The organism is Streptomyces sp. NPDC058525 (genome assembly GCF_042719495.1).
Lineage (GTDB): Bacteria > Actinomycetota > Actinomycetes > Streptomycetales > Streptomycetaceae > Streptomyces.
This window is the reverse complement of sequence record NZ_JBHXNP010000117.1, coordinates 1-13367: the sequence shown is the minus strand read 5'-3', so window position 1 is coordinate 13367 and position 13367 is coordinate 1. Positions and strand designations below refer to the sequence as shown.

Below are 13367 nucleotides of genomic sequence, written 5' to 3'. Positions count from 1 at the left end.
ACGCACCCGCACGTCCCGGCATCCCGAGATGAAGCCGCACTTCGAGAAACGAGTACCCGCACATGGCCGACCCCGTTCCCACCCGCCCGGACCGCGCGACCCCGGTCGGCACGACACGTCCACCCCGACGCCGCACCACCCGCTGGCCGGTCACCCGCATCCGTCTCGCCGACGACGGACCCACCCACGTCCTGTCCTCCGGCCGCACCGGATGCGGCCTCTTCATCCGGCAGGCCCTGGACTTGCGGGTCTGCGCGAACTTCGCCCCCATCACCTGCCCATCCTGCATCCGCCTCGCAAGCCCTGACGGCCCCGGCACCCCTGCGGTATGAGGGCCTGCACCAGAACGGCGTCACTCTGATCAGGGGAGATTGCGCCTGTGACCAGCGAGAACGTAGTGGCACCATCCGAGGCGGCGGGCGTGGGCGACCGGTTCCTGAACGAGCCCGTGGCCTGGGCCGGGCCGAGGGCCTGCAGGTGACGCGTCGAGCGCGGTGAGCGGGTCCGGGCCTGCGCGGGGCCGGGCGTCGATCCGTGTGCGTTCGTCGCGGGCTTGCAGGACGTCGTCGGAGAGCTCCTCGACCCAGCGCATGGCTCAGATCAGCAGTGATCCGAGGACCGGTTCGGGGATCCGGTCGGTGCGGTTCTCTGCGGCGTGGCTGGAGTGGGCGCGGGCCTGCCACACGGAGCGCCGGAGTGGATCCTTGGTCAGGTGGTGAAGCAGGCGGGTGCGGTAGGCCCACAGCATCCGGACCGCGCGGCGGTTCCACATCAAGGACGCCCTCGGTACCGCGGACCGCACCACTCCCTGAATGCCATGCGTGACGTGGGCACCCACCTCGCCGCGGTCACCGACGACAGCGACGCGGTGATCGGCTTCGTCACCATGGAGGACGTCCTCGAGGAACTGGTCGGCGAAGCCGCCTGATACCGCCCGCCCAGGCCCCGTGTGGCCGGGCCCCACCCCGGGGGTGGCCTCGGGTGCTTTCACCCAGGCGGACACGATTCGTCGAATGCGATCGGGGTGGACAGGGGCTGGGCTATCCGGCTTTCCTTCACGCGTGGCCGTGTGTCTCGCCGTGGTCCAGGCCTGGGGTGCGGCAAGTATCTGGATCAGTGCGCGGTCGTTGCCCGGAGGAATCAGGGGATCACATGAATGCCGATCATCCCCACGGAAGCGACCAGGAGGGCCGAGAGCCCACAGGGCAAGGCGGTTCGGACCCGTCCGGCGTGCCTGTCAGCTCCTCGGGTGTGGCGCCGTTGCAGCCTTCGAGTGCCGCTTCGGCGGGCGCCGGGGCACCACAGCACGGTGAGGGGGGATCTCATCGCGCGGGCAGAGTGTCCGTGTCGGCGATGCGTAGCCGGCTGGACCAGCTCCGAATTGCTGTTGCGTCAGGCCCGCCCGCGGGTCCGGTCCGGCCGGAGTTCTGGCGCAGCCCTCTGCGTGGGCCGTGGCTGACGGCCGTGTTCGGCCTGGTTCTGCTGTTCGGTGTGATCATCCTGTTCGTGACCGGCCTGCTGTCCTACGCCGCCTACAACCCCAACCTGTCGCCCGTCAACGACCAGACGCCGAACAAGGGTCTGCTGGGCTTCTATCTGTTCACGTGGCCGACCTCGCCGTACTGGGGCTACCGCCTGAATCAGGGGGTGCACGTCACCCTCGGGATCGTCCTCATCCCCGTGTTGCTGGCCAAGCTGTGGTCGGTGATTCCCAAGCTTTTCGAGTGGCCGCCCGTGCGCTCGGTCAGCCACGCACTTGAGCGGCTGTCGCTCCTCTTGCTGGTGGGCGGTGCCGGATTCGAGTTCGTCACCGGTCTCCTGAACGTCCAGCTGCACTACATCTTCCCCGGCTCCTTCTACGTCCTGCACTTCTATGGGGCGTGGGTGTTCATCGGAGCCTTCGTCGTCCATGTCACCTTCCGTCTGCGCCGGGCTGTCATCGCCGTGGTGAAAGGCCCGCGCGCCGAGCAGCACCAGCCGCTGCCTGCCGGTGAGGTACCCGTCGCGGGTGGGATGGGCCTCATCTCTCCCCAGCCGGCAACGCCGACGATCTCCCGCCGTGGCGCCGTGTGGATGGTCGGTGCGGGGTCCGCTGGGCTGCTCGTGGTCACGATGGGGCAGAGCTTCGGCGGCTGGATGCGCAAAACCGCGCTGCTGGCCCCCCGCGGACAGAGTCCCGGCAGCGGGCCTAATGGTTTCCAGATCAACAAGACCGCAGCCTCGGTCGGAATCCGGGCCAGCGACATCGGCCCTGCCTGGCGACTGACCGTCCGCGGGGCCGGCCGGCAGATTGTCCTCACCAAGGACGCGCTGTACGCACTGCCACGGCATGAGGCGGCGCTGCCCATCGCCTGTGTGGAAGGCTGGTCGACGACCGACCAACAATGGAGCGGCGTCCGACTGGCCGACCTCGCCACCCTGGTCGGGCTCACCGGCGATCTGCCTCCTGTGCTGGTTGAGTCGGTGCAGCGCGGCGGGTCCTTCGGCCGGGTCGTCCTGGCCGCGAACCAGGTACGCGATACCCGGTCCCTTCTCGCGGTCGAGGTCAACGGGGCAGTCCTCTCATCCGACCACGGCTACCCCGCGCGGATCATCGTCCCCAACGCCCCCGGCGTCCACAACACCAAATGGGTCACCCGCATCTCCTTCGGAGAGCAGGCATGAAGGCATGAACCGTATGCGGGCCCGCTACGGGGCCTCCCCCCTCCACCTCCTGCTGACTCTCACCTCCTTTGCCCTCGCCCTCTACGCCGGAGTGCGCCTCCTGGACGGCGACACACTCGGTGTCGCTCTCTGGTTCGTCGGTGCCGCACTGCTCCACGACTTCGTGCTGCTGCCCGCCTACTCGGCCGCCGACCAGGTAATGCAGCGAGCCATTCGGGGACGCCACGGCCACAGTGCCGGGCACCCGTCGGCGATCAGCGTCAACTACATCCGGGTACCGGCATTTGTCGCGGGGATGCTGCTGCTCGTGTGGTGGCCGCTGATCCTGGGCCAGGTCCCACACTTCACGGAAGCGACCGCCCTGCCTGCCGACGTATTCCTGGGGCGTTGGCTGTTGATCACAGCAGGCCTGTTCACCGCCTCCGCGCTGTGCCTGCTGATCCGGATCAGGCGGGCTTCACGGCCGGCGCGGCGGGCTGCCCGGGACCGTCAGCGGGCGGAGCGCAGCGCGAAGAAGTGACGGTTTCCGCTGGTGGTCCACTGCTCGTCCACCCGCCACCGGGCCGCCCTCGCATGCCGGGCCAGGGCGTCACGGCCTACGGTTGCCCAGGGGAAGAAGGCGTGCAGCATGCCCTGGCCGTCGTGGAGGCGGGCCAGGTGACGGTGGTCAACGTCTTCAGCGGAGGCCTCCACCAGGGCAACGCCACGGTCCCGCACCAGAGTCTTGACGCGTTGCAGGAGCCTGACCGGATCGCCGCCGATGCCGATGTTGCCGTCCAGGAGCAGCGCCGTGCCCCACTCGCCCTCTGAGGGAAGAGCGTCGAACACCGACCGGCACAAGGCCGGCCCTCCACGCCCCGTCGTAACGTTCACGGCCGACAGGGAGATGTCGATGCCGAGCGCCCTGAGTCCCTGGCCGGTGAGGGCCTCGACGAGCCTGCCCGGCCCGCATCCGATGTCCAGGACCGGGCCGCAGCAGCGGCGTACCACCGTCATGTCGCAGGAGTCGGCGTGTGCGCGCCAGCGGCCGATGTCCAGCGGCAGTACCCATCCATTGCCGTCGCGCAGGGACACCTCGCCGCGCCCTGTCCCCAGGGCATGTGCATAGCCGGGGCTGTTCCAGTTCTCCACCGCACCGTCCGGTATGACACGGCCGGCTTCCGCATCAGCTGCCACAGGCCTTCTCTCCACAGGGCTCAGCCAGGGGCCTAGAGCGGGCGAGGTAACGTCGGGGATCACCAGGCCCCACGATGCGACCGCGGCAGACCGCCGTCCAACCCAGGAGAGCCATCCGGAGCAACCCGCCCCGTGTCTCCCGTCGACAGGAGCATGGAACACGGGGCCCTGGTCGCTGGCCCAGGGCAGCCGAGGTGCGGTGGGGCCGGCCCCAAGCGGCCCACCGGGAAGTCGGCTGCGGGCTCACTGCTGGTTCAGCGGCAGGGCGATATCCGTGACCTGCTGCCCTTTCGGGTACGCGGCGGGGCTGCTGGCCTGTCCGTTGAGCAGCTTGCTCTCGTAGAGGCCGTAGCCGTAGCCGTAGCCGTTGCCGGCGTCGATGGCAGCGAAGTCCTTGTTGCTGCCGTTCTTGGGGTTGTAGTATCCCCGGCTGGCTGAACGACCTCGCAGACAGCGGACTGGTGCCGGTCAGAGCTACTTGCCGCCGGCGGAGTCGTGCGCCGAGGCGACCCGGGCACGCCGAGACCCCCACTCTGTCACCTCAGGGGCAAGTACGACATGGCCTCCTGCACCGACGGCCTTCTCTAACAGCGCATCAACGCTGTCAGTCAGGAGGTACAGCCCACGCCCCGTGGAGTGCCCCACAAGAGGTCAGACGACACTGTCATGGGAGTGGGTTTGCCTCGGGAGCTAATCCCCTCGTCCGTCGGTGCGGTGCCTGTGGGCTCCGCCGCCGTCTCGTGGAGTGATAGACAGGAGGACCGCGAGGAGAAGCGGGACGCCGACCAGAAGACTGAAGATCATCGGCCAGGCTCTTGCGCTGTGCAGGGTCCTTGGCCAACGGTGTCCGGGTTCTCGAGTTCGTCGCAGTGCAGGGCGCGCTCGATGCGCAGCAGCTGCGCAACCGCCCGGGAGCTTGCGGTGTGAGTCAGGGTGCGGCCCTGTCGGCACCAGGCGGCGATGATGCCGAGAAGCGCGGAGTCACAGAAGGCGACGGCGCGGGTATCGAGGTCGAGGTGGCGGTAGCCGTAGGCGGCTGCCGCGGTCAGCGCCACGCGTAGCGGGGCAGCAGTGAAGTGATCGATTTCGCCTCTGAGATGCACGCACAGGATGTCGTCGTGGGAGGTGCAGGACAGGTCTATTTCTGAGGGCTTGAGCTTGTCAGCTGCCGCACCCGGGATGCGGACGGTGGGGCAGGGCAATATCGGTACGCCGATCGCGGTAGTCACGTTCTCGACAACACCCAGGACCACTGTGTGAGAAACGGGCTCAGCTTGTCCTTCACCCCGATGGCGAGCCGGTTCGGGCCAGGAGAGGGAAACCGCCCCGCGGCGCGTAATGAAAGCCCCGCACGATGTGTCTGGGCGCACCGCTGCAGTCGATGATGCCGGGCTTGGGCGGTACGACCCCAAGCCCGGAGGGGCGAGTGACAGACCCACCTGGTAACACGGATTCCGCCCGGGGGCTTCTTCAAAAGGTGACCGAGCAGTCGCCGCTGTCACTGTTGATCTCTCGCGCTGGCGGCTGCCTTCGGTGAGTCAGGCAAACACACTTGCCGCACCCGCGGTGCTGCGGCCCTTTCGGAGGATGTGCTCACAGACCCCTTCACTGGGATGCACGGGCACACCGCCTTCAGGCTTCCCTATGGTGCGCGCCCGGGCCGGCTCGAACGCGGGGCACGCCGGCGGACCCAGGCGCCCATGAGTGGGGTACCGGGCCATTCCCAGCGGCCGTCCAGGCCACGAGCGCCACGAGGAGCAGGGCGTACCAGGAGCAGCCGGGATTGAGGAGGGCAAACGCCCTGACGGCGACCGCTCACCGGCCGTAAACGACGGTGATCTTGCGTTGGCATAGCCCGCACGGGTGAGTCCCAGGCCGTATGACTGCGGTGGGCGGGACATCGTGAGGACGATCAGTGATCGTGGCCCGTACTCGATTGCACCTGGATGAACACTGCGGACGCGGGTCGGTCGACGGTGGAGCGGCCGTGACCGATCAGACGGGGGCGGGCGCGGTGGCGGTGCGTGCCGAGGGGCTGTGGGTGGCGCGTGGGGGACGGACGGTCCTTCAAGACGTGGGGTTCACGGTGCCGGCGGGGTCGGTGTGCGGTGTGCCGGGTCCCAGTGGCTGTGGGAAGAGCTCGCTGCTGCGGGCGATCGTCGGCGTGCAGGCGAGGGTGACCGGGCGCCTGGAGGTGCTGGGGCTGCCCGCCGGGTGGGCCGTATGTCGGGCGGGCAGCAGGCGCGGGTCTCCCTCGCAGTGGCGCTGCTCGGCAATCCGCGGCTGCTGGTGCTGGACGAGCCGACGGTGGGCCTGGACCCGGTGCTGCGCCGCGAGCTGTGGGAGTGGTTCGCCGCGCTGGCCGAGCAGGGCGTCACGGTGCTGGTCTCCAGCCATGTCATGGACGAGGCCGACCGCTGCGGGCGTCTGCTGCTGCGCGAGGGCTACCTCCTGGCCGACGGCGACAAGGATCAGCTGTTGGCCCGCACCGGCTCCACGCGCGCCGAAGACGCCTACCTCGCCCTGATAACACCACGCCGCCCACAGCCCGCACCCGCCAGGAGCCACAGTGACCCTGCCGCATCTGCCGCTGCCCGGCGCGCTGGCCACCACCCGCCGCGTGCTGGCCCAACTGGTACGGGACCCGGGCAGCATCGCCCTGATCCTGCTCGTGCCCTGCCTGCTGCTAGGGTCTGTTGCGAAAGTGGATCTTGTTCGTCCATGATCACGTCTTGTGGGACGTGGAGATCTGACGAACGACCAGTGGGCCCGGCTTGAGGTGTTGCTGCCGATGGGCATCAAGCCGGGCCGTCCGCAGGTGTGGACGCGGCGGCAGCTGATAGACGGCATACGGTGGCGGACCCGCACCGGTGCCCCGTGGCGTGACGTGCCCGAACGCTACGGGCCGTGGGACCGGGTCTACGACCTGTTCCGGCGCTGGCAGCGGGACGGCACCTGGGCCAGGATCCTCACCCGGCTCCAGGCCGAGGCGGACGCCAAGGGCCTGATCACCTGGGACGTGAACGTCGACTCCACCGTCTGCCGGGCCCACCGGCACGCCGCGGGGGCGGCGAAAAGGGGGATCTCCAGAAGGAGCCGCCCGGCGGGATCGCAGTCGAGCCGGCCGACCACGGGCTCGGGCGCTCCCGAGGTGGCCTGACCAGCAAAATTCACCTCGCCGTCGAGCAGGGTCAGAAGCCTTTGTCCGTCGTGATCACGGCCGGGCAGCGGGGCGACTCCCCGCAGTTCGAACCGGTCCTGGAGGCGATCCGGGTACCCCGGATCGGAGTCGGCAGGCCGCGCAAGCGCCCGGACCGGGTGCGTGCCGATAAGGCGTACGATTCCCGCGGCAACCGCTCTTACCTGCGCAGACACGGGATCAAGGCCACGATCCCGGTCCCGGCGGACCGGGTCCGCAACCGGCGCAAGCGCGGCTCACGCGGTGGGCGTCCGCCGAAGTTCGACACAGACGACTACAAGCAGCGGCACGCAGTTGAATGCGGGATCAACCGGCTCAAGCGTCACCGGGCTGTCGCCACCAGGTACGACAAACTCGCCGTCCGCTACGAAGCGACCGTGCTGGTCGCAGTCATCAACGAATGGCTGTGACCAGCACTTTCACAACAGGCCCTAGGCCCTGAAGGTCGGCAACCTGGTCAGATCGGCGTCGATCGTGCCACCTGCTGGATACGATCACGGCTCTGAAAGGCCCGCGGAACCCCGGCTGACCTCCTGATCCTGGCCCTCGCCATTGGCGGGGGACAGGTAACCGCGGTGGTTGTGAGGAACGGCCCTGGCCTGGTCAGGTTGTCTGTGCAAGCTGGCCACGCCTGCTCGTTGATCCGTGGGCGCCGCGAGGTCATGGCCGGAGTGAGACAGGGCCCTGGGGGATGCGCGAGGTCGCCTCCGCCGACACCTCACCCGCGCGCAGCATCCCGAGGTCATGTGGCCGCGGGCCGGGTTGGGCTGGCCTGCTGACCGCCGACATTGGCATCGGGCCGGACCGGACCACGCTGCCTGGCGCGCTCGAAAGTCCCGAAGGGTAGGTAGACATCACGAGCGCTGGTCGAGAGGTGGCGCCCGGCCCAGCGGTCCGGGGTGAATGCCAGGGGGTCGGGAAACAGTTTCGGGTCCCTGTGTTGCGCCCAAGGGGAATACGCCACGGTCACTCCTGCGGGGAGTGTGTAACCGCCGGTGCAGATCTCTGTCTTCGTGCGTCGCGAGAGCAGGTAGCCGGGAGGGTACAAACGCAAGGTCTCGGCGAGAATCTGCCCGGTGTGGGGCAGCTTGGGCAGGTCGTCCACGGTGGCGGCGCGATCGCCGAGTGCGGTGTCGGTCTCCTGGCGCAGGCGGGTCAGGACATCGGGGTGCCGGCCCAGGAGATAGAGGGCCCAAGCGAGCGTATGGGTCGTGGCGTCGGCACCGGCCATCATGCAGGCGAGGACTTCATCGCGCACCTGCTGGTCTCCGGGTAGTAGCCCGGTAGCGGTATCGCGCGCGGCGAGGAGTACCTCCAGCAGGTCATCGACGGGTTGAGCGCAACCGTGCCGGCCGTCGATGCTGCGGCCGACGATGCCGTGCAGGGAGCGGAGGCTGCGTCGGAAGCGCCGGTTCAGGGGGGTCGGAAGGCCGGCGGCGCGGGTGCCCATCGGGCCGAGCCCGACGCGGCCCACCCAGTCCATGAGCGTTTCCATCCCCGCAACGACCTCGCCCATGTCGGCTGCGGAGATGTGTTGGGAGAACAGGCACCGCACCGCGATCTCGGTGGCAAGGAAGCCCAGGTGGTAGGTGGCGTCGATGGGTCGGTTCTCAGGCCACGCGCGGATACGGGTTCCGCGAGCGCGCTCATGATCTCGGCGTGGCGGCGCATGCACGGAGACGGCCATCACGGCCACCGGTCCGGCCCGGGCGTGGGGACCGTCGTCGCCGCCGGTGCGGCCGGCCTCGCGGTCGGTGTCGTCGGCGGGGTGGTCGCCGCCGAAGTGGTGGACGAGGTCGGCGACTTCTTCGAGGAAGACGGGGAAGGGGCCGAGGAGGGCGACGGCGAGAGCTGAGGCTCCCTCACTCGCACCTGGTAACTTCTACAGAAATGTAGAAGTTCAGGCGTTCGGCCAGGCTCGTTCCGGCCGGATCCGCCAACTCGACACAGATGGAGTTCTCGTGGCCCTGTGGGACCGCTTCAAGGAATCCGCATCGACGATGCAGACCCAGCTCATGGCGAAGAAGAACGAACTGACCAGCGGCGCGTTCCGCGACGCGTCGATGGCCATGTGCGCTCTGGTCGCCGCCGCCGACGGCACGGTCGACGCCTCCGAGCGGCAGCGCGTGACCCAGCTGATCGCGACCAACGAGGTACTGCAGAACTTCGACGCCACCGACCTCCAGCGGCGCTTCGAGGCCAACCTCGACAAGCTGGCCGCGGACTTCGCCCTCGGCAAGGTCAGCGTGATGCAGGAGATCGCCAAGGCGAAGAAGAAGCCTGCTGAGGCCCGCGCCGTCGTGCAGATCGGCATCGTCATCGGCGGCGCCGACGGCGACTTCGACAAGACCGAGCAGGCCATCGTCCGCGAAGCCTGCTACACGCTGGACCTCCCGCCCCACGAGTTCGACCTCTGAGCCGAACGGGATCAGGCCGGGGCCGCCCGATCAGCGGCCCTGGCCCTCGGCGTCCCGGGGACCAGTCAGAGCGGAGTAGCGGCGTGCAGGATGAAGAACAAGGTGACCGCCGAGTTCGCCGAGGACAGTGCCGAGACGGCGGTCCCGGCGGCGGCCGCCCAGGCGGCGAGGCCCACGGCGGTGAAAGCGGGCGGCCACAGGCGTGCGGCCGGGGCCGGCCCCAGCAGCGCGGCCACCCGTCGAGGTACAGGGCCCACGGCGGCCGCGAAGCCCGCCAGCGTCGCGATCGGGGCGCCGCGGGAGACCAGCGCCGCCCTGACCACCGCCCGAGCCACCGTGCGCCGGCTGCCGACGCGGGCAGCCGCCTCCTCGTCCGCCCACCGCTCGGCGGTGTACGTCACGGCGGTCCGCAGCGGCCACAGGAACGGGTTCGCCCTCGCCGCCAGCTGCACGGCCAGCAGGAACCGGTGGTGCCGTCCGGTCAGGTGGGCGCGTTCATGGGCGAACAGGGCCCGCCGCTCGGGTGCGCTGAGCGCCCCCAGCATCCCGGTCGTGGCCACGATCCTGCCGGTTCCCCGCCTGCCCGGCAGGGCGTAGGCGTACGGGGCTTCGTCGGGCAGGACGACCACGGGCGTGGCGGGCAGCCCCTTCAGCGCCTGCTCGGCCCGCAGACACACCCGGTGGTGCTGCCACGCCGCCCTCGCACACGAGGCGATCACGGCGATCAGCGCGGGGATGGCGGCCTTGCCGGCGATCTCGTCGTACGGCACCGCCTCGCGCACCTCGGGATCCGACCAGCCGTCCGGCAGCGGGTTGCCCGGCAGCTGCGCGGTACCGACCACGACCAGCAGCGCCAGACACAGCGCGCTGCACAGGGCGAGCACGGCGGCGACCGCGGTCAGCAGCAAGGTGGCGGCGCGCGGGTGGAGGTGGTGCTCGGCGAGGCGCGCGATGGGCCAGGCGGTCAAGGGCAGGACGAGCGGCAGGAAGACGAAGACCCCCATTGCGTCAGCGTTCCCCTTCCCGTTCTCCTTCTTCCGTCGTCTGCGCCAGCAGCTCCCGCAGCACCCTTTCGTCGCCGGGCGACAGGGTGGTGACGAAGCTCGCCAGTACGGCCTCCCGGTCCGGCTCGGCGTCCAGCACCCTGCGCATGCGCAGCGCGGCCAGCCCGGCCTCGTTCGCGACCGGTGTCCAGTTGAAGGACCGGCCGGCCCGCTTGCGGCTGACCGCGCCCTTGGCGTGCAGCCGGGTCAGAATGGTCACCACCGTGGTGTACGCGAGACCGCTCCCCAGGTGCTCCTGGACCCAGCCCGCGGTGGCCGGCCCCGGAGCCCGGTGCAGCGTGGCCAGCACCTGGGCCTCGAGCTCGCCCTGCCCCCGGCGCCGGGAGGGTTCGTCGGCACTGCGGTCGATCTGGTCCGTCATGCCGTCAACCTCCCGTGGCCCGGCCCCGTCCACCTCCACAGGGCGGTTCATCGTACTGATGACTGTCCGCGCCAGAGCACGGCCGCGCCCTCGCGACCCAGACCCAATTTCTACATTAATGTAGTTTTCGGTTTCTGCTACTCGGCTACCCGGCTTCGGCCACGAGAGGGATGCGACATGGGTGTGAGCCTGTCCAAGGGCGGCAATGTCTCGCTGAGCAAGGAGGCACCGGGCCTGACCGCCGTACTGGTCGGCCTGGGCTGGGACGTCCGCACGACCACCGGAACCGACTACGACCTCGACGCCAGCGCCCTGCTCGTCGGGGAGTCCGGCAAGGTGCCCTCCAGCGGGCACTTCGTCTTCTACAACAACCTCAAGAGCCCCGACGGCTCCGTCGAGCACACCGGGGACAACCTCACCGGTGAGGGCGAGGGCGACGACGAAGTCGTCAAGGTCGACCTGGCCGCTGTCCCCGCGGACATCCAGAAGATCGTGTTCCCCGTCTCCATCCACGACGCGGACGCCCGCGGCCACAGCTTCGGCCAGGTCCGCAACGCATTCATCCGCGTCGTCAACCAGGCCGGCGGCGCTGAACTCGCCCGCTACGACCTCTCCGAGGACGCCGCCACCGAGACCGCGATGATCTTCGGCGAGCTGTACCGCAGCGGCGCCGAGTGGAAGTTCCGCGCAGTCGGCCAGGGCTACGCCTCCGGCCTGTCCGGGATCGTCGCCGACTTCGGCGTCTGACGGGGGAGGCGGGTCCGCAGCAGCTGAGCTGCGAACCCGCCGCCCGGCGTTGTTCACGTTCAGCGCTTCTGGCGCAACCGCCAGGCGCTGTTGCTATTTCGGGGCTGGCAGCTTCTTGAGCACGGTGCGAGCAGAAAGCGGCACCACTCCTTCCTGGAGCATCCGCTGGATTGGGCGACACTGCCCCGACCTCCACCCTGGCGGGTGGTTTGCCGTGCAGGCACCTTGCCGTGCAGGCACCTTGCTGTGGGGGCAGGGGCGGCGGGAGAGGATGCCGATCATGTCCGCACCGGTGTCACCGTCCGCGCCCATGCTGATCGCCGCCATGGTGGCCGCCGTACGAGCCGGTGACGATCACCAGCTCACCCATCTGATCGGCACCTTCTCCAAGACCGCCGACACCTCCGCCGCATTCGCCCTGCGCCGCGCTCTCATCGGCGACCGGGAGACGTCACTAGCGCCCGCGGCGCGGAATGCGAGCACCCGCGGGGCTTAGAGGCGGATGAGGTCCGGATGAGGGGTTGGCCCGGGCGGGAAGGGACCGGGGGGCCAGCTCGAGGCATGACTGCCTGGGGCTCGTTCGCGGCCACCACTGCCCTGACGTGCCATCAGCACGTGGCTGTTCGCCATATGGGTGGTGGTCCCCACCTGGGTTGGACGTCACTGCACCGGAGGCGCGTAGCCCCGGCCGTCCGCAACGTCACTGGCTACCGGGACGTATCTGGCACCGCGTCCATCCGTTCCCGTACCGAGGCGGACAGGAGGGGTGTCCGCTTTCGCTACTGTGCTCCTTCAAGATCAATGGGGGCGGTCGGGAGAGCGCCCCAGTGGGGAGCGACCGATGGGAAACGACGCGCGCATACGTGTGACGCCGTGGATGCGAGGCGTCTTCGCAGTGGCCTGCAGCGTGCTTCTGGCCGCCTGCGGAAGCTCGGCGCAACCTGAGCGTACTGCTCCGGACACAGCGGCAAAGCCAGGGACTTCGGCCGCGGCGGGCCAACCGCCCTCTCCGTCAGCCGATGCGTTCGAGGGACGCGGGCCGGTGCTGTCAGTGAAGGCCGGGCCGTATCCGCACTCCGTGCAGATCGTGGACGCCCTGCTCAGCCCCGACGCTCCGCAGTCTCCGGCACCGCAGGGCCTGACGCACGTCCAGCTCCTGCTGAAAGTGACCAGCACTCCAGGGCGCCCCATGAAAGCCCCGCATCCCAAGGCCTACTGGGTGGTCCTGTACAACGGCTGCGAGGCAGCCCAGAAGACGCAGCACCGGATCTCCTGCGCCGGCATGGACGGCGGGACCGAGTACTTCACCGCTGAGCAGATGCGAAGCGATGACTACACCAACGGGGAGTACAACGGGTTCGGGGACCTGCAGGCGGACACTCCGTATTGGATCCGCGCCTGGCAGCTGGTACCGGAGAACGTGGACCTTTCACGGGCCCAGCTGTGCGAGGGGGTACGCCAAGGCGCCCCGGACAACTGCATTCCGCTCGGCACAGTGCGCCAAGACGGCGCGCAGAATCCCACGGCCGGCTAGGTATAAAACTGCCGGACGTTGTTGACACTCGGGTCTCCGACCACTACGGAGATCTGCCATGCCCCCTTCGCTGCAACAGCAGCAGGACCGTCAGGCCCAACATCGCCTGACGGTCCTGCGCCACGCCGATGAAGTCACCGGGAACGTCGCGCTGACCTGCCGCTACTACGGCATCAGTCGCACATGCTGCTACAAGTGGCTGCGT

General features: G+C 69.2%; 16 protein-coding genes and 1 pseudogene. 11 read left to right on the top strand and 6 right to left on the bottom strand.

Annotation, left to right across the window (positions count from 1 at the left end):
- The first annotated feature begins 62 nt into the window (after positions 1 to 62).
- A complete protein-coding gene (locus ACFWP3_RS36105) occupies positions 63 to 332 on the top strand; it encodes a hypothetical protein (RefSeq protein WP_384229768.1) in 270 nt (89 codons plus the stop codon).
- Positions 333 to 595: 263 nt separating this feature from the next.
- On the opposite strand, the gene ACFWP3_RS36100 is transcribed toward ACFWP3_RS36105, so the two are convergent.
- On the bottom strand, positions 596 to 772 hold the full coding sequence (locus tag ACFWP3_RS36100; protein WP_384229766.1) for a hypothetical protein: 177 nt from the start codon (positions 770 to 772) through the stop codon (positions 596 to 598).
- 581 nt (positions 773 to 1353) lie between these two features.
- Here ACFWP3_RS36100 and ACFWP3_RS36095 point away from each other — a divergent pair.
- Both ACFWP3_RS36095 and ACFWP3_RS36090 read left to right on the top strand, forming a co-directional pair.
- Positions 1354 to 2664, top strand: coding sequence for a molybdopterin-dependent oxidoreductase (locus tag ACFWP3_RS36095; protein ID WP_384229800.1), 1311 nt, complete (start codon positions 1354 to 1356; stop codon positions 2662 to 2664).
- A gap of 4 nt (positions 2665 to 2668) precedes the next feature.
- Positions 2669 to 3184 carry a hypothetical protein gene (locus tag ACFWP3_RS36090; RefSeq protein ID WP_384229764.1) on the top strand — a complete coding sequence of 172 codons (516 nt, stop codon included), beginning with the start codon at positions 2669 to 2671 and terminating at the stop codon, positions 3182 to 3184.
- Here the strand turns inward: ACFWP3_RS36090 and ACFWP3_RS36085 are convergent.
- Both ACFWP3_RS36085 and ACFWP3_RS36080 read right to left on the bottom strand, forming a co-directional pair.
- A complete protein-coding gene (locus ACFWP3_RS36085; protein ID WP_384229762.1) occupies positions 3154 to 3840 on the bottom strand; it encodes a methyltransferase domain-containing protein in 687 nt (228 codons plus the stop codon). The genes ACFWP3_RS36090 and ACFWP3_RS36085 overlap by 31 nt on opposite strands.
- Before the next feature lie 800 nt (positions 3841 to 4640).
- Positions 4641 to 5069 carry an STAS domain-containing protein gene (locus ACFWP3_RS36080; RefSeq protein WP_384229760.1) on the bottom strand — a complete coding sequence of 143 codons (429 nt, stop codon included), beginning with the start codon at positions 5067 to 5069 and terminating at the stop codon, positions 4641 to 4643.
- Between the two features lie 758 nt (positions 5070 to 5827).
- Between ACFWP3_RS36080 and ACFWP3_RS36075 the strand changes: the two are divergent.
- From ACFWP3_RS36075 to ACFWP3_RS36065, 3 genes and pseudogenes are all read left to right on the top strand, one after another.
- Positions 5828 to 6393: pseudogene (locus ACFWP3_RS36075) on the top strand (ATP-binding cassette domain-containing protein); the annotation flags it as partial.
- A 16-nt stretch (positions 6394 to 6409) separates the two neighbouring features.
- On the top strand, positions 6410 to 6565 hold the full coding sequence (locus tag ACFWP3_RS36070; RefSeq protein ID WP_384229802.1) for a hypothetical protein: 156 nt from the start codon (positions 6410 to 6412) through the stop codon (positions 6563 to 6565).
- Between the two features lie 9 nt (positions 6566 to 6574).
- Positions 6575 to 7449 (top strand): IS5 family transposase gene (locus ACFWP3_RS36065; protein WP_384229757.1). Its coding sequence is split into 2 segments (ribosomal slippage): positions 6575 to 6919 and positions 6922 to 7449, totalling 873 coding nucleotides; the frame shifts between segments, so codons are not numbered across the junction.
- 332 nt (positions 7450 to 7781) lie between these two features.
- On the opposite strand, the gene ACFWP3_RS36060 is transcribed toward ACFWP3_RS36065, so the two are convergent.
- Positions 7782 to 8726, bottom strand: a complete 945-nt coding sequence (locus tag ACFWP3_RS36060) for a cytochrome P450 (RefSeq protein WP_384229755.1) — start codon at positions 8724 to 8726, stop codon at positions 7782 to 7784.
- A gap of 24 nt (positions 8727 to 8750) precedes the next feature.
- On the opposite strand from ACFWP3_RS36060, the gene ACFWP3_RS36055 reads away from it, so the two are divergent.
- Both ACFWP3_RS36055 and ACFWP3_RS36050 read left to right on the top strand, forming a co-directional pair.
- Positions 8751 to 8894, top strand: coding sequence for a hypothetical protein (locus ACFWP3_RS36055; protein ID WP_384229753.1), 144 nt, complete (start codon positions 8751 to 8753; stop codon positions 8892 to 8894).
- A 106-nt stretch (positions 8895 to 9000) separates the two neighbouring features.
- Entirely contained in the window at positions 9001 to 9456 is a 456-nt protein-coding gene (locus tag ACFWP3_RS36050) for a tellurite resistance TerB family protein (protein ID WP_384229751.1), read from the top strand.
- Positions 9457 to 9521: 65 nt separating this feature from the next.
- Here ACFWP3_RS36050 and ACFWP3_RS36045 read toward each other — a convergent pair whose 3' ends face one another.
- Both ACFWP3_RS36045 and ACFWP3_RS36040 read right to left on the bottom strand, forming a co-directional pair.
- Entirely contained in the window at positions 9522 to 10460 is a 939-nt protein-coding gene (locus tag ACFWP3_RS36045; protein WP_384229749.1) for a M56 family metallopeptidase, read from the bottom strand.
- A gap of 4 nt (positions 10461 to 10464) precedes the next feature.
- The gene (locus ACFWP3_RS36040; RefSeq protein ID WP_384229746.1) at positions 10465 to 10881 is read right to left on the bottom strand and encodes a BlaI/MecI/CopY family transcriptional regulator; all 417 of its coding nucleotides are present in this window, start codon (positions 10879 to 10881) and stop codon (positions 10465 to 10467) included.
- Positions 10882 to 11058: 177 nt separating this feature from the next.
- Here ACFWP3_RS36040 and ACFWP3_RS36035 point away from each other — a divergent pair, with 177 nt between their 5' ends.
- From ACFWP3_RS36035 to ACFWP3_RS36025, 3 genes are all read left to right on the top strand, one after another.
- The gene (locus ACFWP3_RS36035) at positions 11059 to 11628 is read left to right on the top strand and encodes a TerD family protein (protein ID WP_351315130.1); all 570 of its coding nucleotides are present in this window, start codon (positions 11059 to 11061) and stop codon (positions 11626 to 11628) included.
- Positions 11629 to 11908: 280 nt separating this feature from the next.
- Positions 11909 to 12124 carry a hypothetical protein gene (locus ACFWP3_RS36030; protein WP_384229743.1) on the top strand — a complete coding sequence of 72 codons (216 nt, stop codon included), beginning with the start codon at positions 11909 to 11911 and terminating at the stop codon, positions 12122 to 12124.
- A 546-nt stretch (positions 12125 to 12670) separates the two neighbouring features.
- Entirely contained in the window at positions 12671 to 13162 is a 492-nt protein-coding gene (locus ACFWP3_RS36025) for a hypothetical protein (protein ID WP_384229741.1), read from the top strand.
- The last annotated feature ends 205 nt before the right edge of the window (positions 13163 to 13367 follow it).